This window comes from Enterobacter asburiae (assembly GCF_007035645.1).
Lineage (GTDB): Bacteria > Pseudomonadota > Gammaproteobacteria > Enterobacterales > Enterobacteriaceae > Enterobacter > Enterobacter asburiae_B.
Genome location: NZ_AP019632.1, coordinates 468,294 through 488,487, shown reverse-complemented (window position 1 = coordinate 488,487; position 20,194 = coordinate 468,294). Strand labels below are relative to the sequence as shown.

At 54.1% G+C, this 20,194-nt stretch carries 23 protein-coding genes; 7 read left to right on the top strand and 16 right to left on the bottom strand.

What is annotated here, in order from left to right; translation table 11 throughout:
* Positions 1–148 precede the first annotated feature (148 nt).
* The 4 genes from glmM to rlmE all read right to left on the bottom strand — a co-directional run bounded on the left by glmM (position 149) and on the right by rlmE (position 5,089).
* On the bottom strand, positions 149–1,486 hold the full coding sequence (gene glmM, locus FOY96_RS02275; protein ID WP_023309339.1) for a phosphoglucosamine mutase: 1,338 nt from the start codon (positions 1,484–1,486) through the stop codon (positions 149–151).
* Positions 1,479–2,327, bottom strand: a complete 849-nt coding sequence (gene folP, locus FOY96_RS02270; protein WP_087823148.1) for a dihydropteroate synthase — start codon at positions 2,325–2,327, stop codon at positions 1,479–1,481. Before folP ends, glmM begins: the two co-directional genes overlap by 8 nt.
* A gap of 98 nt (positions 2,328–2,425) precedes the next feature.
* The gene (ftsH, locus tag FOY96_RS02265; protein WP_029739626.1) at positions 2,426–4,360 is read right to left on the bottom strand and encodes an ATP-dependent zinc metalloprotease FtsH; all 1,935 of its coding nucleotides are present in this window, start codon (positions 4,358–4,360) and stop codon (positions 2,426–2,428) included.
* A gap of 102 nt (positions 4,361–4,462) precedes the next feature.
* Positions 4,463–5,089: a 23S rRNA (uridine(2552)-2'-O)-methyltransferase RlmE gene (gene rlmE, locus FOY96_RS02260; RefSeq protein WP_003861812.1), complete on the bottom strand. Its 627-nt coding sequence runs from the start codon at positions 5,087–5,089 to the stop codon at positions 4,463–4,465.
* 127 nt (positions 5,090–5,216) lie between these two features.
* Here rlmE and yhbY point away from each other — a divergent pair, with 127 nt between their 5' ends.
* The gene (yhbY, locus tag FOY96_RS02255; RefSeq protein WP_003861814.1) at positions 5,217–5,510 is read left to right on the top strand and encodes a ribosome assembly RNA-binding protein YhbY; all 294 of its coding nucleotides are present in this window, start codon (positions 5,217–5,219) and stop codon (positions 5,508–5,510) included.
* Between the two features lie 151 nt (positions 5,511–5,661).
* Here the strand turns inward: yhbY and greA are convergent, their stop codons facing one another.
* Complete coding sequence (gene greA, locus FOY96_RS02250) at positions 5,662–6,138, bottom strand: transcription elongation factor GreA (RefSeq protein WP_014171793.1); 477 nt, start codon at positions 6,136–6,138, stop codon at positions 5,662–5,664.
* Positions 6,139–6,366: 228 nt separating this feature from the next.
* Here greA and dacB point away from each other — a divergent pair, with 228 nt between their 5' ends.
* Genes dacB through pmrB form a run of 3 tightly spaced genes read left to right on the top strand, consistent with a single transcriptional unit; the run spans position 6,367 to position 9,505 of the window.
* Positions 6,367–7,800, top strand: coding sequence for a serine-type D-Ala-D-Ala carboxypeptidase (gene dacB / locus FOY96_RS02245; protein ID WP_033146743.1), 1,434 nt, complete (start codon positions 6,367–6,369; stop codon positions 7,798–7,800).
* A 2-nt stretch (positions 7,801–7,802) separates the two neighbouring features.
* The gene (pmrA, locus tag FOY96_RS02240) at positions 7,803–8,465 is read left to right on the top strand and encodes a two-component system response regulator PmrA (RefSeq protein ID WP_033146744.1); all 663 of its coding nucleotides are present in this window, start codon (positions 7,803–7,805) and stop codon (positions 8,463–8,465) included.
* Positions 8,462–9,505, top strand: coding sequence for a two-component system sensor histidine kinase PmrB (pmrB, locus tag FOY96_RS02235; protein ID WP_048981187.1), 1,044 nt, complete (start codon positions 8,462–8,464; stop codon positions 9,503–9,505). The genes pmrA and pmrB overlap by 4 nt, the downstream gene beginning before the upstream one ends.
* Before the next feature lie 34 nt (positions 9,506–9,539).
* On the opposite strand, the gene cgtA is transcribed toward pmrB, so the two are convergent.
* The 4 genes from cgtA to rplU all read right to left on the bottom strand — a co-directional run bounded on the left by cgtA (position 9,540) and on the right by rplU (position 12,381).
* On the bottom strand, positions 9,540–10,715 hold the full coding sequence (cgtA, locus tag FOY96_RS02230) for an Obg family GTPase CgtA (RefSeq protein ID WP_023333597.1): 1,176 nt from the start codon (positions 10,713–10,715) through the stop codon (positions 9,540–9,542).
* Between the two features lie 15 nt (positions 10,716–10,730).
* On the bottom strand, positions 10,731–11,696 hold the full coding sequence (locus FOY96_RS02225; protein WP_023309346.1) for a DMT family transporter: 966 nt from the start codon (positions 11,694–11,696) through the stop codon (positions 10,731–10,733).
* A gap of 96 nt (positions 11,697–11,792) precedes the next feature.
* A complete protein-coding gene (gene rpmA, locus FOY96_RS02220) occupies positions 11,793–12,050 on the bottom strand; it encodes a 50S ribosomal protein L27 (RefSeq protein ID WP_004385076.1) in 258 nt (85 codons plus the stop codon).
* A 19-nt stretch (positions 12,051–12,069) separates the two neighbouring features.
* The gene (gene rplU / locus FOY96_RS02215; RefSeq protein WP_003025032.1) at positions 12,070–12,381 is read right to left on the bottom strand and encodes a 50S ribosomal protein L21; all 312 of its coding nucleotides are present in this window, start codon (positions 12,379–12,381) and stop codon (positions 12,070–12,072) included.
* Between the two features lie 257 nt (positions 12,382–12,638).
* Between rplU and ispB the strand changes: the two genes are divergently transcribed.
* Together ispB and sfsB are read left to right on the top strand one after the other, a co-directional pair.
* Positions 12,639–13,610: an octaprenyl diphosphate synthase gene (gene ispB, locus FOY96_RS02210; RefSeq protein ID WP_143346434.1), complete on the top strand. Its 972-nt coding sequence runs from the start codon at positions 12,639–12,641 to the stop codon at positions 13,608–13,610.
* A gap of 229 nt (positions 13,611–13,839) precedes the next feature.
* On the top strand, positions 13,840–14,127 hold the full coding sequence (gene sfsB / locus FOY96_RS02205) for a DNA-binding transcriptional regulator SfsB (protein WP_143346433.1): 288 nt from the start codon (positions 13,840–13,842) through the stop codon (positions 14,125–14,127).
* A gap of 60 nt (positions 14,128–14,187) precedes the next feature.
* Here sfsB and murA read toward each other — a convergent pair whose 3' ends face one another.
* From murA to mlaF, 7 genes are all read right to left on the bottom strand, one after another.
* Positions 14,188–15,447: a UDP-N-acetylglucosamine 1-carboxyvinyltransferase gene (murA, locus tag FOY96_RS02200; RefSeq protein ID WP_023309349.1), complete on the bottom strand. Its 1,260-nt coding sequence runs from the start codon at positions 15,445–15,447 to the stop codon at positions 14,188–14,190.
* 50 nt (positions 15,448–15,497) lie between these two features.
* A complete protein-coding gene (gene ibaG / locus FOY96_RS02195) occupies positions 15,498–15,752 on the bottom strand; it encodes a BolA family iron metabolism protein IbaG (RefSeq protein ID WP_008501458.1) in 255 nt (84 codons plus the stop codon).
* 126 nt (positions 15,753–15,878) lie between these two features.
* Positions 15,879–16,172 carry a lipid asymmetry maintenance protein MlaB gene (gene mlaB / locus FOY96_RS02190; protein WP_143346432.1) on the bottom strand — a complete coding sequence of 98 codons (294 nt, stop codon included), beginning with the start codon at positions 16,170–16,172 and terminating at the stop codon, positions 15,879–15,881.
* Positions 16,172–16,807: a phospholipid-binding protein MlaC gene (mlaC, locus tag FOY96_RS02185; protein ID WP_033146748.1), complete on the bottom strand. Its 636-nt coding sequence runs from the start codon at positions 16,805–16,807 to the stop codon at positions 16,172–16,174. Before mlaC ends, mlaB begins: the two co-directional genes overlap by 1 nt.
* Positions 16,808–16,825: 18 nt before the next feature.
* Entirely contained in the window at positions 16,826–17,374 is a 549-nt protein-coding gene (gene mlaD, locus FOY96_RS02180; protein WP_033147081.1) for an outer membrane lipid asymmetry maintenance protein MlaD, read from the bottom strand.
* A 4-nt stretch (positions 17,375–17,378) separates the two neighbouring features.
* Positions 17,379–18,161, bottom strand: coding sequence for a lipid asymmetry maintenance ABC transporter permease subunit MlaE (mlaE, locus tag FOY96_RS02175; RefSeq protein WP_010436044.1), 783 nt, complete (start codon positions 18,159–18,161; stop codon positions 17,379–17,381).
* 7 nt (positions 18,162–18,168) lie between these two features.
* Positions 18,169–18,981 (bottom strand): phospholipid ABC transporter ATP-binding protein MlaF, encoded by an 813-nt coding sequence (mlaF, locus tag FOY96_RS02170; protein ID WP_024906354.1) that lies wholly within the window; start codon positions 18,979–18,981, stop codon positions 18,169–18,171.
* Between the two features lie 227 nt (positions 18,982–19,208).
* Here mlaF and FOY96_RS02165 point away from each other — a divergent pair, with 227 nt between their 5' ends.
* Positions 19,209–20,186, top strand: coding sequence for a calcium/sodium antiporter (locus tag FOY96_RS02165; protein WP_094934467.1), 978 nt, complete (start codon positions 19,209–19,211; stop codon positions 20,184–20,186).
* Positions 20,187–20,194: the final 8 nt, after the last annotated feature.

Here is a 20,194-nt window from a genome sequence, read left to right as displayed (position 1 = left end):
GCGGGTGTGAATACTAACCAAAGCGAATGACCTTCGCAAGGGCATTTTTGACGCATTGTATCAACTGCGGAAAAAAACAGCAAAAAGCCATTAATTGCTTAAAACAAAGGCGACAAAAGCCGCCTTTTTATACATTTAGCGTGCACGATTATGCAGCTTTCACAGCGTCCGCAATACGGTGTGCAAATTCGGTTACCTGCGCTTCATCTTCACCTTCCACCATCACGCGGATCAGCGGTTCAGTACCGGACTTACGCAGCAGCACGCGTCCACGATTGCCCAGGGCCGCTTCAACGTCAGCCATCACCGCTTTGACGTTCTCGTTTTCCAGCGGATCGCCTTTACCGGCAGTGAAGCGTACGTTAACCAGGATCTGTGGGAACATTTTCATCCCGCTGCACAGATCGTGCAGGCTCATATGGTTGCGCGCCATCGCGGCAACCACCTGCAGCGCGGCCACGATACCGTCCCCGGTGGTAGTTTTGTCAAGCAGGATCACGTGACCCGAGTTTTCTGCACCGATGCGCCAGCCCTTCTCCTGCAGTTTTTCCAGCACATAGCGGTCACCCACTTTCGCGCGGACAAACGGAATACCGAGCTGTTTCAGCGCCAGTTCCAGGCCCATGTTACTCATCAGCGTGCCCACCGCACCGCCGCGCAGCTGGCCCTGACGCAGGCCCTCACGGGCAATGATGTAGAGGATCTGATCGCCGTCTACCTTGTTACCTTCGTGGTCGACCATGATCACGCGGTCACCGTCGCCGTCCAGCGCAATGCCCAGGTCGGCTTTCTCTGCCAGAACACGCGCCTGCAAGGCACGAACATCAGTTGCCCCCACCTGCTCGTTAATGTTCAGACCATCCGGCTCGCAGCCAATGGTGATGACTTTCGCACCCAGTTCGCGGAAGACATTCGGGGCGATGTGATAGGTCGCGCCGTTTGCACAGTCCACCACAATTTTGAGGTGAGCAAGACTTAGCTCATTCGGGAAGGTGCCTTTACAGAATTCGATATAACGGCCCGCCGCATCAACGATACGGTTCGCTTTACCCAGCTCTGCGGAATCTACACAGGTGATCTCTTTTTCCATTTCGGCTTCAATCGCTTCTTCCACGTCATCCGGGAGCTTGGTGCCGTCAATGGAGAAGAATTTAATGCCGTTGTCGTAGAACGGGTTGTGAGAAGCTGAGATGACAATCCCCGCTTCCGCACGGAAAGTGCGCGTCAGATACGCGACAGCAGGCGTTGGCATTGGGCCCGTAAAGGAAGCGGACAGTCCAGCCGCCGCCAGACCCGCCTCCAGCGCGGACTCCAGCATATAGCCGGAAATACGGGTGTCTTTACCGATAATGATCTTACGGGAACCATGACGCGCCAGCACTTTGCCAGCAGCCCAGCCGAGCTTCAGGACAAAATCAGGAGTGATGGGAGCATCGCCTACACGCCCACGGATACCATCGGTACCAAAATACTTACGATTACTCATAGCGTTTGTTTTCCTTCGCTGCCAGTGTGGCTTCCACCACACGCATGGCTTCTACTGTTTCTTTGACGTCATGGACACGAATAATGTGCGCGCCCTGCATCGCCGCAATCACCGCGCAGGCCAGGCTGCCGCTCAGGCGTTCGCTCGGCCCCACGTTCAGCAACTGCCCAATCATCGACTTTCTCGACATCCCCACCAGCAGCGGCAGGTCAAAGTGATGGAATTCCGATAAGCGCGCAAGCAACGCATAATTGTGGGAGAGATTTTTACCGAAACCGAACCCCGGGTCGAGCAGCAATTTCTCTTTTGGGATACCTGCACGTTCACAGCGCGCAATATGCTCAATAAAGAAGCGATTCACGTCGGCAAAGACATCGTCGTACTTCGGTGCTTCCTGCATGGTTTTCGGTTGGCCCTGCATGTGCATCAAGCATACCGGTAACCCCGTCTCTGCCGCGGCTTCAAGTGCGCCGGGCTCAGTGAGCGAGCGAATATCATTGATAATGTGAGCGCCCACTCTCGCCACTTCACGAATCACTTCGGGTTTAGAGGTATCAACGGAGATCCATACTTCAAACCGCTGCGCGATAGCTTCAACCACCGGCACCACGCGCGCCAGCTCTTCTTCCACAGACACGTCCACCGCACCAGGACGCGTCGATTCGCCGCCCACGTCAATAATGGTGGCACCCGCATTAATCATTAAATTCGCGTGCTTAACCGCCTCGATAAGCGTGTTATGCGTGCCGCCGTCAGAGAAGGAGTCAGGGGTAACATTCAGGATCCCCATCACATGGGGATGTGAAAGATCGAGATGCGAGTCCTGAGCGAATAATTTCATGGCGAAATCCCTGGTATCTATATCGTTAAACAGAAATGAAAAACCCCGGAGCAAGCTCCAGGGTTTGAAGTACGGACAAACGCTTCAACAGCAGTGACTTACTTATCGCCCAACTGTTCTGACATGGTGTTGCCCGGGTTTGGCGTACGCGGTTCATCAACCGGACGCGGCGCACGCGGGGTGCCATTGTTGTCAGAATTATTGGAAGCGCCTGGGTCTTCCCAGCCTGCTGGCGGACGCACTTCACGGCGCGCCATCAGGTCGTCAATCTGCGGTGCATCGATGGTCTCATATTTCATGAGCGCATCTTTCATCGAATGCAGGATGTCCATATTGTCGGTCAGGATCTGGCGTGCACGTGCGTAGTTACGCTCTACCAGAGATTTTACTTCCTGGTCGATGATACGAGCCGTCTCATCGGACATATGTTTCGCTTTAGCCACAGAACGGCCGAGGAATACTTCACCCTCTTCCTCTGCATACAGCAGCGGACCGAGTTTGTCGGAGAAGCCCCACTGCGTCACCATGTTACGCGCCAGGTTTGTCGCAACTTTAATGTCGTTGGACGCACCGGTAGAAACATGTTCCACACCGTAGATAATCTCTTCTGCCAGACGACCGCCGTACAGGGTCGAAATCTGGCTTTCCAGCTTCTGACGGCTGGCGCTGATCGCGTCGCCTTCAGGCAGGAAGAAAGTCACACCCAGCGCACGACCGCGCGGAATAATCGTCACTTTATGCACCGGATCGTGTTCCGGCACGAGGCGACCGATAATCGCGTGACCCGCTTCGTGGTATGCCGTGGACTCTTTCTGCGCTTCCGTCATCACCATGGAGCGACGTTCCGCACCCATCATAATTTTGTCTTTCGCTTTCTCAAACTCCACCATGGATACGACGCGCTTGTTACCGCGAGCGGCAAACAGAGCAGCTTCGTTGACCAGGTTCGCCAGGTCAGCACCGGAGAAGCCCGGGGTACCGCGCGCAATGATTGCCGCGTCGATATCTGGCGCCAGCGGTACGCGACGCATGTGAACTTTCAGAATCTGTTCACGACCGCGAACGTCCGGCAGACCCACAACAACCTGACGGTCGAAACGGCCTGGACGCAGCAGCGCAGGGTCAAGTACGTCCGGACGGTTAGTTGCCGCGATAACGATGATACCTTCGTTACCTTCGAAGCCGTCCATCTCAACCAGCATCTGGTTCAGCGTCTGTTCACGTTCATCGTGACCACCGCCCAGACCTGCGCCACGCTGGCGGCCCACGGCGTCGATTTCATCGATGAAGATAATGCACGGTGCTGCCTTTTTGGCCTGCTCAAACATGTCACGCACACGAGATGCACCGACACCCACGAACATTTCAACGAAGTCAGAACCTGAAATAGTAAAGAACGGCACCTTCGCTTCGCCCGCGATGGCTTTCGCCAGTAGGGTTTTACCGGTACCCGGAGGGCCAACCATCAGCACGCCTTTCGGGATCTTACCGCCCAGCTTCTGGAAACGGCTCGGTTCACGCAGGTACTCAACCAGTTCACCCACCTCTTCTTTCGCTTCGTCACAACCGGCGACGTCAGCGAAGGTAGTCTTGATCTGGTCTTCCGTCAGCATACGCGCCTTGCTCTTACCGAACGACATGGCACCTTTGCCACCGCCGCCCTGCATCTGGCGCATAAAGAAGATCCAGACGCCGATAAGAAGCAGCATCGGGAACCAGGAAATGAAGATAGAAGCCAGCAGGCTTGGTTCTTCTGGCGGCTCACCTACCACCTTGACGTTTTTGGTCAGAAGGTTATCAAGCAGCTTAGGATCGTTCACCGGGATGTAAGTCGTGTAACGGTTACTATCTTTCTTGGTAACGTTGATCTCACGTCCGTTGATACGCGCTTCGCGAACCTGGTCCTGATTGACCTCCTGCAGGAAGGTAGAATAATCCACCTTGCGGCCATTCGACTCGCTGGGCCCAAAGCTCTGGAATACTGACATCAGCACAACGGCAATGACCAGCCAGAGTATTAGGTTTTTCGCCATGTCACTCAAGGGATTAACCTCATATTACAACTGTGTTAAAAACAGCGTCAGGATACTCTATATCCAGTTTCATTCAAACTTTCGCCTGAAATCTACCGGTTATCATTTTCGCCCGGTCGCTACAATATACACTTCTCGGGAACGGGCCCGGGAAGAGTCCGGCTTACGAACTTTAACCTTCGCAAACAGGGAGCGAATTTCCTTAAGATACTCCTCGAAACCTTCGCCCTGAAACACCTTCACAACAAAACTACCACCAGGCGCTAGTACATCACGACACATTTCTAACGCTAGCTCCACCAGATACATGGCGCGGGGGATATCCACCGCCGGTGTTCCGCACATATTTGGTGCCATATCAGACATGACAACCTGGACCTTACTGTCACCTACACGATCAAGTAACGCTTTCAGCACTAATTCATCACGAAAGTCACCCTGAAGGAAGTCGACACCGACGATGGGATCCATTGGTAAAAGATCGCACGCGATGATTCGGCCCGTTCCGCCGATCTGCGTTACCGCATACTGGGACCATCCGCCAGGTGCCGCACCGAGGTCAACAACCGTCATCCCCGGCTTAAAAAGTTTGTCACTTTGCTGTATTTCATCAAGTTTAAACCAGGCACGGGAACGCAACCCCTTTTTCTGTGCCTGTTGAACATATTTATCGCTAAAGTGTTCCTGAAGCCAGCGGCTGGAGCTGGCAGAACGCTTTTTACCTGTCATTTAACATTTCCGTCCTGGTTCATCGTTACCTGCCTGTGACGTAAATTTCTACGCAGCTATTTGGCGATATAAGGGAGATGGCGGTAGAATGAACCGTTTTCAATCCCAACGTAAGCAAAAATATACGATGAATCTGAGTACTAAACAAAAACAGCACCTTAAAGGTCTGGCACATCCGCTCAAGCCTGTAGTGATGCTTGGCAACAATGGTTTGACCGAAGGGGTGCTTGCCGAGATTGAACAAGCGCTGGAACACCACGAGCTGATCAAGGTGAAAATCGCCTCTGAAGACAGAGACACTAAAAACCTGATCGTGGAAGCCATCGTGCGCGAAACCGGCGCCTGTAATGTACAGGTCATCGGTAAAACGCTGGTGCTCTACCGCCCATCTAAAGAGCGTAAAATCTCGCTGCCACGCTAAGGATATCCTGAATCAAACACATTTTCTGTGTGAAACGAGGGATTTCTGTCAGCAGGCGAGCAAAATGCCATGCTCCTTGAGTTGATAAAAGGCCGCTATGCGGCCTTTTTCTTTTCTTTACAATGTATCAACATCTTAGTAGAGAAGCGAATTACAGGTATTCAACCTTAATAATTTCGTATTCCACTTCACCGCCAGGGGTGCGAATGGTGACAACATCGTCCTGCTCTTTGCCAATCAGGCCGCGAGCAATCGGGGAGTTCACTGAAATCAGGTTCTGTTTGAAGTCTGCTTCATCATCACCCACGATGCGATAGGTCTGCTCTTCGTCGTTGTCCAGGTTCAGGACGGTAACGGTAGAACCAAAGATCACACGCCCGTTGTTAGGCATTTTGGTGATATCGATAACCTGTGCATTGGACAGTTTTGCTTCGATATCTTTAATACGCCCTTCGCAGAAGCCCTGCTGCTCACGCGCGGCGTGGTATTCAGCGTTCTCTTTCAGGTCGCCATGCTCGCGCGCATCCGCGATAGCGGCGATGATTTCAGGGCGACGCACGGATTTCAGGAAATCCAGCTCTTCGCGCAGTTTTTCGGCACCACGTAAGGTCATCGGAATAGCTTGCATTTGTTATACCTCTTAAACATTCCTGTTGGGAGCAGTGTTCCCTGCTCCTGCCCCCCTAAGCGGGCAAGAAGCAAAAAGAAAACCGACCCGGGAGCAATGCCCCAGGTCAGCAGCAATTTTTCAATTTGATATGCATTTTACCGCGAAGTTCACTATGGGTCATCGTTTACTTTGCAGTGCCATGCACCGTAGTATGACGGTTTGTTTTCGGGTTGTTAGCGCGAGATTATGCGATTTTCCAGATTTATCATCGGATTGACTACCAGTATAACGTTCACCGCCCAGGCCGCGAATGTTGATGAGTACATTAATCAGCTCCCCGCAGGCGCGAACCTTGCCCTGATGGTGCAGAAGGTTGGCGCACAGGCTCCCGAGATTGACTATCACAGTCAACAGATGGCGCTGCCTGCCAGTACCCAAAAGGTGATCACTGCCCTTGCCGCCCTGCTCCAGCTCGGGCCTGACTTCCGTTTTACGACCACACTCGAGACCAAAGGTAACGTCGAGGGTGGCGCACTGAAAGGCGATCTTATCGCCCGTTTTGGCGGCGATCCGACCTTTAAGCGCCAGGATATCCGCAATATGGTTGCGGTACTGAAAAAATCTGGCGTGCAGAAAATTGATGGCAATGTGCTGATCGACACGTCTATCTTTGCCAGCCACGATAAAGCCCCAGGCTGGCCGTGGAACGACATGACCCAATGTTTTAGCGCCCCGCCCGCCGCCGCAATCGTTGACCGTAACTGCTTCTCGGTTTCGCTTTACAGCGCACCAAAGCCAGATGATTTAGCGTTTATCCGCATAGCGTCCTACTACCCGGTCACAATGTTTAGCCAGGTCCGCACGCTGGCGAAAGGCTCCCCGGATGCGCAATATTGTGAGCTGGACGTCGTGCCGGGCGATCTTAACCGCTTCACGCTTACCGGCTGCCTGACGCAGCGCGCCGATCCGCTGCCGCTGGCCTTTGCGATACAGGATGGTGCAAGCTACGCGGGTGCCATTCTGAAAGATGAGCTGAAACAAGCGGGCATAACCTACACCGGCACGCTGCTTCGCCAGACGCAGGTCAACCAGCCCGGCACGGTCATCGCCAGCAAACAGTCTCCTCCGCTGCACGATTTACTGCGAATCATGCTGAAAAAGTCGGACAACATGATTGCCGACACCGTGTTCCGCATGATTGGCCACGCGCGTTTCGGCGTGCCGGGAACCTGGCGCGCGGGTTCAGACGCCGTTCGTCAGATCCTGCGCCAGCAGGCCGGGATCGAGCTGGGTAATACCATCGCCGTCGATGGCTCCGGATTATCGCGTCATAATTTGATCTCTCCGGCCACGATGATGCAGGTGCTTCAGTACATTGCACAGCATGACACTGAGCTAAACTTTATTTCAATGCTGCCGCTGGCCGGGCATGACGGTTCGCTGCAGTACCGTGCCGGGCTTCACGCTGCCGGCGTGGATGGCAAAGTATCCGCTAAGACAGGCTCGCTGCAGGGGGTTTACAACCTTGCAGGCTTCATCACTACCGCCAGCGGACAACGCATGGCATTCGTGCAGTATCTTTCCGGCTATGCCGTCGAACCGACCGACCAGCGCAATCGCCGTATTCCGCTTGTTCGCTTCGAAAGCAGGCTTTATAAGGACATCTACCAGAATAACTAGCGATGAAACTACTCATAGTTGAAGACGATCTGTTATTGCAGGAAGGGCTGGCGCTGGGGCTGGCCAATGAAGGGTATGCCCTCGACTGTGCTGGCACCGCAGCGGAGGCGGACGCCCTGATCCAGAGCGGCGAATACAGTCTGGTGATCCTCGATTTGGGCTTGCCTGATAAAGACGGCGCCACGCTGCTCAGCCAGTGGCGACGCCGCGGTATCGCCAACCCGGTGTTGATCCTGACGGCACGCGATGCCATTGAAGATCGCATCACCGGCCTCGATGCAGGCGCAGATGATTACCTGGTGAAGCCTTTTGCGCTTGCGGAGCTGCAGGCGCGAGTGCGGGCGTTGATTCGCCGCTATCAGGGCCATAGCGATAACTTACTCACCGACGGCGATATTACGCTGAATCTGCAAACCCAGCAGGTATTGCGCCGGGACCAGGCGGTAGAGGTGACGCCAAAAGAGTTCGCCCTGCTTACGCGTCTGATCATGCGCAGCGGGCAAACGGTGCACAGAGAGACGCTCCAGCAGGATATCTACTCCTGGCAGGACGATCCGGGGTCAAATACCCTTGAAGTTCACATTCACAACCTGCGTCGCAAGCTCGGCAAGGACAGAATCAAAACCGTCCGTGGCGTTGGCTATCGCCTTGAGAGCCAGAAATGAACAGCATGCGTCGCCGTTTGATGGTGCTGCTGGCGGTCATTCTCTTATTTTTCCAGCTGATAAGCGTGATCTGGCTGTGGCATGAAAGCCGTGAGCAGATTGGTTTTCTGGTGAATGAAACGCTGTCGGCAAAAGCCCGTAATAACCATGTTGAAAAAGAGATCCGCGAAGCGATTGCTTCCCTTCTCGTCCCTTCTCTGGTGATGGTAGGCTTTACGCTGTTTTTCTCTTTCTGGGCAGTCACCTGGATAACCCGACCGCTGAATAAACTGCGTGACAGCCTGGCTAACCGTTCGGCGGATAACTTAACTCCGCTTCCTATGTATTCCGACATGGAAGAAATCGGCGCGGTGACAACCTCCCTGAACCAGCTGCTCGCCAGACTGGACAATACTATTCAGCAGGAGCGTCTCTTCACCGCTGACGCCGCACACGAGCTTCGAACGCCCCTTGCCGGTATCCGGCTCCATCTGGAGCTTATGGCGCAGTCAGGCGCACCACAGGCCGCGACGTTAATTAGCCGTATCGATCAGCTCATGCATACCGTTGAGCAGCTGCTGATGCTGGCCCGTGCCGGACAGGCAATGGCCAGCGGCCACTACGAAACCGTGAGCTGGACGGAAAATATCATTGAACCTCTCGGCCTGGGCCATGAAGCCAAAGAGCATACTGTGATTTGGCCCGCTAAAAGCGCGCTCACGGTTCAGGGAGACGCCGTGCTCCTGCGTCTGATGCTGCGCAACCTGCTGGAGAATGCCGGGCGCTACAGCCCGGCAGGGACAACGATTACAGTGACATTAACCGGGGTCGACGGGGGGACGCAGATCGGCGTGATCGATCAGGGGCCTGGTATTGATGACGCGCACCGACAGTCAATTACCGAGCCATTCCGCCGTCTTGACCAGCGCTACGGTGGCAGCGGTCTGGGCCTGAGTATCGTGCAGCGCATCGTGCAGCTCCACCACGGCAGGTTGACGCTTGAGAATGGCGCTGAAGGTGGTTTGATCGCCAGCTGCTGGCTGCCCGCAACGCTGGAATAAAAAAAGCCCCCATAATGGGGGCTTTGGACAGATATTAGTGCTTGTAGATGAACTCGACGCCTTCTTCGTCGTCTTCATCCCAGTCATCGTCCCAATCTTCATCATCTTCTTCAGCTTCCAGCTCTTCGAGCTGCTGACGGTGGTAGTCATCCCACATGAATTCGACTTTTTCAGGCTGCTTCGCTTCTTCCGCCTGAACAATTGGGTTCTCAATGATGAAGGTCATCACATCCCAGCACAGATCTTTCACGCCAACCTGGCTTGCCGCAGAGATCAGGTAGTATTTATCTTCCCAACCCATTGCTTCAGCAATCGCTTTAGCTTTCGCTTCCGCTTCGGCTTTGTCCATCAGGTCGATCTTGTTGAAGACCAGCCAGCGTGGTTTATTCGCCAGTTTTTCGCTGTATTTTTCCAACTCACCGATGATGATGCGGGCGTTTTCAACCGGATCGGAACCGTCGATAGGATCGATATCGATAAGGTGCAGCAGCACGCGGCAACGCTCAAGGTGTTTCAGGAAGCGAATACCCAGACCCGCGCCTTCCGCAGCGCCTTCAATCAGACCCGGAATATCGGCAACCACAAAGCTCTTCTCGTTATCCATACGGACAACGCCCAGGCTTGGTACCAGCGTGGTAAACGGATAGTCCGCCACTTTTGGTTTCGCCGCAGAAACGGCGCGAATGAACGTCGATTTACCGGCGTTTGGCATACCCAGCATGCCCACATCTGCCAGAAGCATCAGCTCCAGCTGCAGATCGCGCTTATCGCCCGGCGTACCCATCGTTTTCTGACGCGGAGTACGGTTAACGGAGGATTTGAAACGGCTGTTACCCAGACCGTGCCAGCCGCCTTTCGCCACCATCAGGCGCTGACCGTGTTTGGTCATGTCACCCATGGTTTCACCGGTCCCCTGGTCAATCACACGCGTACCGACCGGAACTTTAATGGTGACGTCTTTACCGCGTTTCCCGGTACAGTCACGGCTCTGGCCGTTCTGGCCACGTTCGGCGCGGAAGGATTTTTCGAAACGGTAGTCGATCAGCGTGTTGAGGTTCTCATCCGCCTCCAACCACACGTCACCACCATCCCCACCGTCGCCGCCGTCAGGACCGCCACGTGGGATATACTTTTCACGGCGGAAGCTCACGCAACCATTGCCGCCATCACCAGCCACGACCAGGATCGTCGCTTCATCAACAAACTTCATTTTACTCTCCGTAACTCATTCGCCTGAGCGGGGGACTACTACAACCGCTTCATTTTTGCGCCAACGTCCCCAAAGACGATGACCAATGGCGGAATACATCGCGCCCGCAACCACGACAAACGCACCGAGATAACCCAACAGGTTGAGCATCGGTCTGACGAAGACATCGGGCCAGGCCATTGATAACAAATCTGAAAATAACAGCGTAAACAGCGGAGTAAGCGTAATTAACGCGCTCACCTGTGCCGCCTGCCAGCGCGCCATCGCTTCGGCCAGCGCGCCATAACCGACCAGCGTGTTCAGCCCACAAAAAATGAGGCACGCCAGTTGCCAGTCGCTAAGCTGGGAAATCACACCCGGCTTTGCTAATGGCAGCAATGCTATTGTACACAAAGTGTACAATAAAAAGAGGATCTGCTGTGAGGCAAGACGACGCAATAACACCTTTTGTGCGACGCCATAGCTCACCCAAACCGTTGCTGCCCCCACACCAAAAATTACACCCCATGTGTAATCCGTCAGGCGGGTGAAAATCTCAATCAGACTGGTGTTGAAGAACATCACCAGACCGCACAGCAGCATGCTCGCCCCGATAATCTGCGTACCGCGCATCTTTTCCTTGAGGATAAAGACGCTGGCGACCATCATGCCCACCGGTGAAAGCTGACCTATCACCTGCGACGCCGTGGGGCTGAGATATTGCAGGGAAGAGCTGAACAGGATGAAGTTACCGAACAGACCGCCCGTCGCGATAGCCAGCAATACCAGCCAGCGCGGTTTGCGGAAGAGCCGCAAGGGTGGAAGCTTACCTTTGATAGCCAGAATGGCCCCGAGGCCGATGCTTGCCATCAGAAAGCGATAAAAGACCACCGTAGGCGGCTCCATCACTTCCAGTACCTGCTTCATTGCAATTGGCAGCGCACCCCAGCACATTGCGGTAGTGAGCGCCAAAAGAATACCAATGCCGGCCTGCTGCTTCATGCCCGTTTTCCCTACAGAAAAAATTACCGGGTTTCCAATGTAAAAAGCCCCGCAACAGGTTGCGGGGCTTTAATCCGTTACCGGACCGAGAAAACCTTACTCAGCAACGATGCTGATGTATTTACGGTTGTTCGGGCCTTTAACTTCAAATTTCACTTTACCGTCTGCTTTAGCAAACAGAGTGTGGTCACGACCGCAACCTACGTTGTTGCCAGCGTGGAATTTGGTACCACGTTGACGAACGATGATGCTACCCGCCAGAACGGATTCGCCACCGAAACGCTTAACGCCAAGGCGTTTAGCTTCTGAATCGCGACCGTTACGTGTGGAGCCGCCAGCCTTTTTATGTGCCATTTAAATCTCTCCTCAGGTCTTAGGCGCTGATGCCAGTAATTTTCACATCAGTGAACCACTGACGGTGGCCCTGCTGCTTACGGTAGTGCTTACGACGACGAAACTTAACGATTTTAACTTTCTCGCCACGACCGTGTGCAACAACTTCAGCTTTGATAACGCCGCCATCAACGAAAGGAACGCCGATTTTGACTTCTTCACCGTTTGCGATCATCAGAACTTCTGCGAACTCAACAGATTCGCCAGTTGCGATGTCCAGCTTTTCCAGGCGAACGGTCTGACCTTCGCTTACTCGGTGTTGTTTACCACCACTTTGGAAAACCGCGTACATATAAACTCCGCTTCCGCGCACGTCCTCGTATGAATCAGAGTGCGCTATAAATATTCACAATAGGGCGCGAATATTACGCAAAACGCGAGCCTTTGACAAGTGCTACCGTCAATACATGAAGAAAAAAAACACAACACGTACGGTAACGTTTATCTGTGCCGTTTTTTCAGTACAATCAGCACTACTATTGATAAACCGAAACCCTTCGTTACCCCATTGAAGATGGGATCAACAGGATAAAAAGCCCGGCTTTTGCGATGAATTTAGAAAAAATCAACGAGTTAACCGCGCAAGATATGGCGGGTGTGAATGCAGCAATCCTGGAGCAACTCAACTCTGACGTTCAGCTGATCAATCAGTTGGGCTATTACATCGTCAGCGGCGGCGGTAAACGCATTCGTCCGATGATTGCCATTCTGGCTGCCAGAGCCGTTGGCTATCAGGGAAATGCTCACATCACTATCGCAGCGCTCATCGAATTTATTCACACGGCGACGCTTCTGCATGACGATGTTGTGGATGAATCGGATATGCGTCGTGGCAAAGCCACGGCAAACGCCGCTTTCGGAAACGCAGCCAGCGTCCTGGTGGGGGATTTTATCTATACCCGCGCCTTCCAGATGATGACCAGCCTGGGCTCCCTGAAAGTGCTGGAAGTGATGTCCGAAGCCGTAAACGTCATTGCTGAAGGCGAAGTGCTGCAGCTGATGAACGTCAACGACCCTGATATCACCGAAGAAAACTACATGCGCGTCATCTACAGCAAAACGGCGCGCCTGTTTGAAGCGGCTGCCCAGTGTTCCGGCATTCTGGCCGACTGTACTGAAGCCCAGGAAAAAGGCCTGCAGGACTATGGCCGCTATCTGGGTACGGCCTTCCAGCTGATTGATGATTTGCTGGACTACAGTGCGGACGGCGAAACGCTCGGTAAAAACGTGGGCGATGACCTGAACGAAGGTAAACCCACCCTGCCGCTGCTTCATGCTATGCGCAACGGAACAGCCGACCAGGCGAAAATGATCCGTGAAGCGATTGAGCAGGGAAATGGCCGCCATCTTCTGGAACCTGTACTAGAAACTATGGCTATCTGCGGATCGCTGGAATGGACGCGTCAGCGCGCGGAAGAAGAAGCCGACAAAGCCATCGAAGCGCTTCAGGTCATTCCAGACAGTCCGTGGCGCGAGGCACTGATTGGTCTTGCCCACATCGCCGTTCAGCGCAACCGTTAATCCCCTTGTTTCTCCCCGCAGCGATAGCGGGGAGATTCCAGTACACACCTGTAAATTCCGTGTTCATGTAAATTCATCGGTTTAGAGACCGCATGAATAAAGCCGTGTCTTATTCTGAATATCCCTTCAAGTAACGCGAACTTTTTAGAACAAGAAGTTGAAATGGGTATAGTAACCGCGTCGTTTCAGAAGAAACGGCGTAGGTGAATCCGAACTTAAGGACGGCGTTATGGATACGAAATTTATCGACTGGCACACGGCTGATATTATTGCCGCGCTGCGCAAAAGAGGCACTTCACTGGCAGCAGAGTCCCGCCGCCATGGACTGAGTTCTTCAACTCTGGCAAACGCCCTCACCCGCCCCTGGCCCAAGGGAGAATTAATTATCGCGACGGCGCTGGATACGCATCCGTGGATAATTTGGCCTTCGCGCTACCACGATCCCATTACCCATGAATTTATCGACAGATCGCGCATGATTCGCCAGAGAAAGGTAAAAAGAGAACCGCAGGAATAACGCATTTTTGACAGGAACAGCAACCCCCCGGTCATTGCTGGCAGGGGGCTGCCGGAACGATTACTCGCCCTTCACACGCTCGATGTTGGCACCCAGCGCGCGCAGTTTATCTTCGATACGTTCATAACCACGATCGATGTGATAGATACGATCCACGATCGTTGTACCTTCCGCGATACAACCCGCCAGCACCAGGCTTGCAGACGCACGCAGATCGGTTGCCATCACCTGAGCACCTGACAGTTTCTCAACGCCGTGGCAAATCACGGTATTACTTTCGATCTCAGCATGCGCGCCCATACGGATCAGCTCCGGTACGTGCATAAAGCGGTTCTCGAAAATGGTTTCTGTGATGAAGCCAGTGCCTTCGGCAACCAGGTTCAACAGGGTGAACTGCGCCTGCATGTCCGTAGGGAACGCCGGATGCGGAGCCGTACGCACATTGACCGCTTTTGGACGCTGACCGTGCATATCGAGGCTGATCCAGTCTTCACCGATTTCGATATCCGCACCCGCATCGCGCAGTTTCGCCAGCACCGCATCCAGGGTATCTGGCTGCGCGTTGCGACAAACAATCTTCCCGCCAGAAATCGCCGCAGCGACCAGGAAAGTACCGGTTTCGATACGGTCCGGCAGAACGCGATAGACACCACCGCCCAGACGCTCAACGCCTTCGATGGTGATACGGTCGGTACCCTGACCGGAAATCTTTGCCCCCAGCGCCACGAGGAAGTTGGCGGTATCCACAATCTCCGGTTCGCGCGCGGCATTTTCGATGATGGTGGTACCTTCTGCCAGCGTCGCCGCAGACATAATGGTGACCGTTGCGCCCACGCTCACTTTGTCCATGACGATGTGCGCGCCTTTCAGACGACCATTAACGGACGCTTTAACGTAACCTTCTTCCAGCTTGATCTCGGCGCCCAGCTTCTCCAGACCAAAGATGTGCAGGTCAACCGGACGCGCACCGATGGCGCAACCGCCAGGCAGAGAGACCTGCCCCTGACCAAAACGCGCCACCAGCGGGCCAAGCGCCCAGATGGATGCACGCATGGTTTTCACCAGATCGTAAGGGGCTGAGAAGTTATTCACCTTGCTGGCGTCGATCCAGACGGAACCGTTACGCTCGACTTTCGTGCCCAGCTGGGTGAGCAGCTTCATGGTGGTGTCGATATCTTTCAGCTTCGGTACGTTCTGAATTTCTACCGGCTCTTCAGCCAGCAGCGCAGCAAAGAGGATTGGCAGCGCGGCGTTTTTAGCGCCAGAAATTGTGACTTCGCCCTGGAGACGCGTTGGCCCCTGTACACGAAATTTATCCATTGTGTGCTCTCTTATAAATTCAACCGTGCTGCGGGCCTGTCGCCCTCAGCTCAAAAACCGTTTAGTTTGCGATCGCGTGCCCACTCTTGCGGGGTGAACGCTTTAATCGACAGGGCGTGGATGCGGTTATCCGCAATATATTCCATCAGCGGCGCGTACACAGCCTGCTGTTTCTTCACGCGGCTCATACCGTCGAACATCTCACCCACAGCAATAACCTGGAAGTGACTGCCATCGCCCGTGACGTGGGCTTCCTGAAGGGAGAGTGCATTCATCAGCACTGTCTGGATTTCATGATTTTCCATGGGCTCTTAATCATCTGATAGTGAAAACAAGCCCAACATCTTAGAGCAAAGTGGCGTTGTCTTAAACAAGCAAAAAGCCCCGACGATGAAACAGTCAGGGCTTTCGGAAGTAACGCACTGAAAATATTAACGAGGCAGTACGTCCTGAGGGAGATTGTAGAGCTGCGCAAGGGTCACGACATTATCGCTCGCGCCGTGAAGTTTGACGCTTGTCCCCTGCTTTTTCCCCACGGCAACCAGATGGGCAAGCAGCGCAACACCCGCCGTATCCACCCGCGTGACGTCGGTTAAGTCGATAAGCGTCACGCCCTGCATCGCTTCGTGGCGTTCGTCCCACAGTGGGTTCAGCAGATCCTGATCCAGTTCACCGGACAGCTTTAATGTTTCGCCTTCACGCGACCAGCTGAGTTGCTGTGACATTACTTCTTCTCATCCAGAGTAATTTTCTGGCGAGAGATAGACTGCAGCTGAGCGGTCAGGCCATCAATGCCTTTGGTGCGCAGCAGGTCGCTCCATTCGTTCTGTTTGGTGGTGATCATGCTTACCCCTTCGGCAATCATGTCATACGCCTGCCAGTGACCGGTCTGGCTGTTTTTACGCCACTGGAAATCCAGACGAACCGGCGGACGACCGTTAGGATCGATGATCGTCACACGGATAGGGACGATGGTCGCATCGCCCAGCGGCTGCTCAGGCGCAATCTGATAGGTCTGGCCGTGGTACATCGCCAGCGCCTGGCCATAAGCCTGTTTCAGGTATTCACGAAACGCGGCAAAGTAGGCATCACGCTGCGCAGGGGTCGCGTCTTTGTAATAACGTCCCAGCACCAGCGCACCCGCATATTTAATCTGCACGTACGGCAGCAGCTCCTGGTCAACGACGTCACGCAGATAATCAGGATTAGCACGAATTTTAGGCTGTTCGTTTTTAAGACGGTCGAATGTCTTCTTCGCCGCTTCGTCCATCAGTTTGTACGGGTTACTCTGATCCGCAGCGTGGGCGGCGGTTAGAGGGGCGATGACCAGCATGGCAACCATTAACAGTCGTTTAAACATGAATGACTTCTCCTGATATTAATTCGCAGCACCTGGCGTCGGTGCGACGTCGGTATGATCTTCGCTCTGCGCAGGGGCAGCGTCGGATTTTTTCTCATCCCCTTTACTGTTGTAAAGGAACTGACCAATCATATCCTCCAGAACCATCGCGGATTTCGTATCCTGAATGACGCTACCGTCTTTAAGGATAGTCGTTCCCAGCTCGGGATCTTCAAAGCCAACGTTAAGCGCCAGATATTGTTCGCCCAGCAGGCCGGAAGTACGGATAGAAAGGGAACTGGTGTCCGGGATATGGTTGTAACGCTCTTCGATATCCATCGCGACGCGTGGCAGGTAGGTTTTCTCATCCAGCGTAATGTCAGATACGCGTCCGATCACCACGCCGCCGATGCGGACCGGTGAACGAGCCTTCAGCCCGCCGATGTTATCGAAGGTAGCATAGATGCGGTACGTCGGCTCGGTGCGTACAGACGTGATATCCGCCGCTCTCAGGCAGATAAACAGCGCGGCCAGCAGCGCCAGCAGCAGGAATACACCGACCCAAATTTCATTTTTTCTCGTTTGCATGAACTCAATTCCCAAACATCAGTGCGGTGAGCACAAAATCCAGACCCAGTACGGCCAGCGACGAATGTACGACTGTACGTGTAGTTGCGCGGCTAATGCCCGCCGACGTCGGGATGGCATCGTAACCATTGAACAATGCAATCCAGGTGACCGTAATGGCAAATACCACGCTTTTAATCAGGCAGTTAACCAGATCCATTCGCAGGTCGATGGCGTCCTGCATCGCGGACCAGAAGAAACCGGCATCAATGCCTTTCCAGTGCACACCAACCAGCGAACCGCCCCAGATACCCACGGCGACAAACAGAATAGTCAGTAACGGTAAAGAGATCACCCCAGCCCAGAAACGCGGCGAGATCACGCGACGCAGCGGATCGACCGCCATCATCTCCATGCTGGAGAGCTGCTCGGTCGCACGCATCAGGCCAATTTCAGCCGTTAATGCCGACCCCGCGCGCCCGGCGAACAGCAGCGCCGCCACAACCGGCCCCAGCTCGCGCAGCAGCGAGAGCGCCACCAGCATCCCGAGGCTGGTTTCCGCACTGTAGGTTGTCAGAACCAGATAGCCCTGCAGCCCAAGCACCATACCGATAAACAGACCGGAGACAATGATGATGAGCATCGACAGCACGCCGACATTATAAAGCTGCCGCACCAGCAGCGGTGCGTGCTTACGGAATTCCGGCTTGCCGACCAGCGCGTTGAATAACATCAATCCGGCACGCCCGAACGTCCTGATGGTTTTTATGCCACGGTGTCCGAGAGCGGCCAACGCATTTAACAGCATGAGTGGCTTAACTCCCTATTCCCAGTAAATCGTCACGATAGTCGCCCGCCGGGTAGCGGAACGGCACAGGGCCATCGGCAATACCGTCAAGGAACTGCCGCACGCGCGGATCGCAATTTTCCTGCAGCGCCTGAGCGCTACCGTGTGCTACGATCTTTTTGTCCGCCACAATATAGGCGTAATCGGCAATGCTCAATACTTCCGGTACATCGTGAGATACCACAATGCAGGTGACGCCAAGCGCGCTGTTCAGTTCAGAGATGAGCTTCACCAGCACGCCCATCGTGATGGGATCCTGTCCAACAAACGGTTCGTCGAACATGATTAAATCAGGTTCTAATGCAATGGCGCGTGCCAGCGCGGCGCGGCGCGCCATCCCGCCGGACAGCTCCGAAGGCATCAGCTTTGCGGCGCCCCGCAAACCGACGGCTTCGAGCTTCATCATCACCGTGCTTTTCAGCAGTTCTGGCGGCAGGCTGGTATGCTCACGCAGCGGATAGGCCACGTTATCAAAGACATTCATGTCGGTGAACAAGGCTCCCGACTGAAAGAGCATGCTCATGCGTTTGCGGACAGTATACAGACGCGAGCGTGACATCTCCGGGATGTTTTCGCCATCAAAGAGGATTTCACCGCTATCAGGTGGGATCTGCCCACCAATAAGGCGCAGCAGGGTCGTTTTACCGATCCCGGACGGCCCCATGATGGCAGTGATTTTGCCACGCGGTACGGTCAACGAAATATCATCAAATATCAATCTGTTGGCGCGAGAAAAACTCACGCCGCGAACATCGACTAAATTCGCCATCGTTTGGCTCATTTATGGTTCCTTTATTACCCTGCTCACGTTAAGGCATGCCGCCTGAATCAGCCCTCAACTCCGCATTTTTACAGAATAATAGCCGTTGAGGTTAGCGAAAGCTGGCATTTGTTTTACTTTTCCGGCGCATAAAGTCAAAATTAGGAATTCGTTACGCCTCAGACTGTATGCAGTCCAGCCATTCCCGTGCGATGGACCGACGAGTATACCTGAAGAAAGGACTTTTGATGCTTTTAGCAACAGCACTGTTAATAATTGGTTTACTTTTGGTGGTCTACAGTGCTGACCGTTTAGTGTTTGCTGCATCTATCCTGTGTCGCCTGACGGGTGTACCGCCTGTCGTCATCGGGATGACCGTGGTGAGTGTTGGAACGTCACTTCCTGAAATCATCGTCTCTGTCTCGGCATCGCTGCATGGTCAGTTAGATCTGGCAGTAGGTACCGCGATTGGCTCCAACATCGTCAATATACTCTTGATTTTGGGCCTGGCCGCACTGCTCCATCCATTTCGCGTGCATTCTGATGTTCTGCGCCGTGAATTGCCGCTAATGTTAATCGTAAGCCTGCTGGCAGGCTGCGTATTTTACGATGGTGTTCTGAGCTACAGCGACGGCATTTTCCTGCTGGCGCTGGCCGTTATCTGGCTGCTGTACAGTGTTAAAATCGCCCGTCTGGCTGAGAAGCAGGGTCAGGATAGCCTCACGCGGGAGCAGGTCGCCGAACTGCCGCGAGAAGGTACGCTGCCTGTTGCCCTGCTCTGGCTTGGCGTTGCGCTGATCATCATGCCGATGGCAACGCGCATGGTGGTGGATAACGCGACCGTGCTGGCGAACTATTTCGCCATCAGTGAACTGACCATTGGCCTGACGGTGATTGCCATCGGCACCAGCCTGCCGGAGCTGGCCACGGCCATTGCGGGGGCACGTAAAGGTGAGGATGACATTGCCATTGGTAATATCATCGGTTCCAACATATTTAATATCGCCATTGTGATGGGCCTGCCGGCCCTGATAACGCCAGGGCCCTTTAATCCCCTGGCGTTATCACGCGACTACGGCGTGATGTTATTGGTCAGCGTGATATTTGCCCTGCTCTGCTGGCGGCGGCAACGACAGATCGGCAAAGGCGCAGGCGCGCTGCTGACGGGTGGATTTATCGTATGGATGGCGATGCTGTACTGGCTCTCGCCTCTTCTCTCTGGGTAAACGGAAAC

Coding starts and splice junctions, on each gene's coding strand:
- rpmA (WP_004385076.1), bottom strand. CDS start 12,050: ATGGCACATAAAAAGGCTGGCGGCTCCACACGTAACGGTCGCGATTCA.
- dacB (WP_033146743.1), top strand. CDS start 6,367: ATGCGATTTTCCAGATTTATCATCGGATTGACTACCAGTATAACGTTC.
- greA (WP_014171793.1), bottom strand. CDS start 6,138: ATGCAAGCTATTCCGATGACCTTACGTGGTGCCGAAAAACTGCGCGAA.
- rlmE (WP_003861812.1), bottom strand. CDS start 5,089: ATGACAGGTAAAAAGCGTTCTGCCAGCTCCAGCCGCTGGCTTCAGGAA.
- mlaF (WP_024906354.1), bottom strand. CDS start 18,981: ATGAGCCAAACGATGGCGAATTTAGTCGATGTTCGCGGCGTGAGTTTT.
- pmrB (WP_048981187.1), top strand. CDS start 8,462: ATGAACAGCATGCGTCGCCGTTTGATGGTGCTGCTGGCGGTCATTCTC.
- sfsB (WP_143346433.1), top strand. CDS start 13,840: ATGGATACGAAATTTATCGACTGGCACACGGCTGATATTATTGCCGCG.
- FOY96_RS02225 (WP_023309346.1), bottom strand. CDS start 11,696: ATGAAGCAGCAGGCCGGCATTGGTATTCTTTTGGCGCTCACTACCGCA.
- ftsH (WP_029739626.1), bottom strand. CDS start 4,360: ATGGCGAAAAACCTAATACTCTGGCTGGTCATTGCCGTTGTGCTGATG.
- mlaE (WP_010436044.1), bottom strand. CDS start 18,161: ATGCTGTTAAATGCGTTGGCCGCTCTCGGACACCGTGGCATAAAAACC.
- rplU (WP_003025032.1), bottom strand. CDS start 12,381: ATGTACGCGGTTTTCCAAAGTGGTGGTAAACAACACCGAGTAAGCGAA.
- mlaB (WP_143346432.1), bottom strand. CDS start 16,172: ATGTCACAGCAACTCAGCTGGTCGCGTGAAGGCGAAACATTAAAGCTG.
- mlaD (WP_033147081.1), bottom strand. CDS start 17,374: ATGCAAACGAGAAAAAATGAAATTTGGGTCGGTGTATTCCTGCTGCTG.
- mlaC (WP_033146748.1), bottom strand. CDS start 16,807: ATGTTTAAACGACTGTTAATGGTTGCCATGCTGGTCATCGCCCCTCTA.
- murA (WP_023309349.1), bottom strand. CDS start 15,447: ATGGATAAATTTCGTGTACAGGGGCCAACGCGTCTCCAGGGCGAAGTC.
- folP (WP_087823148.1), bottom strand. CDS start 2,327: ATGAAATTATTCGCTCAGGACTCGCATCTCGATCTTTCACATCCCCAT.
- glmM (WP_023309339.1), bottom strand. CDS start 1,486: ATGAGTAATCGTAAGTATTTTGGTACCGATGGTATCCGTGGGCGTGTA.
- yhbY (WP_003861814.1), top strand. CDS start 5,217: ATGAATCTGAGTACTAAACAAAAACAGCACCTTAAAGGTCTGGCACAT.
- ispB (WP_143346434.1), top strand. CDS start 12,639: ATGAATTTAGAAAAAATCAACGAGTTAACCGCGCAAGATATGGCGGGT.
- cgtA (WP_023333597.1), bottom strand. CDS start 10,715: ATGAAGTTTGTTGATGAAGCGACGATCCTGGTCGTGGCTGGTGATGGC.
- ibaG (WP_008501458.1), bottom strand. CDS start 15,752: ATGGAAAATCATGAAATCCAGACAGTGCTGATGAATGCACTCTCCCTT.
- FOY96_RS02165 (WP_094934467.1), top strand. CDS start 19,209: ATGCTTTTAGCAACAGCACTGTTAATAATTGGTTTACTTTTGGTGGTC.
- pmrA (WP_033146744.1), top strand. CDS start 7,803: ATGAAACTACTCATAGTTGAAGACGATCTGTTATTGCAGGAAGGGCTG.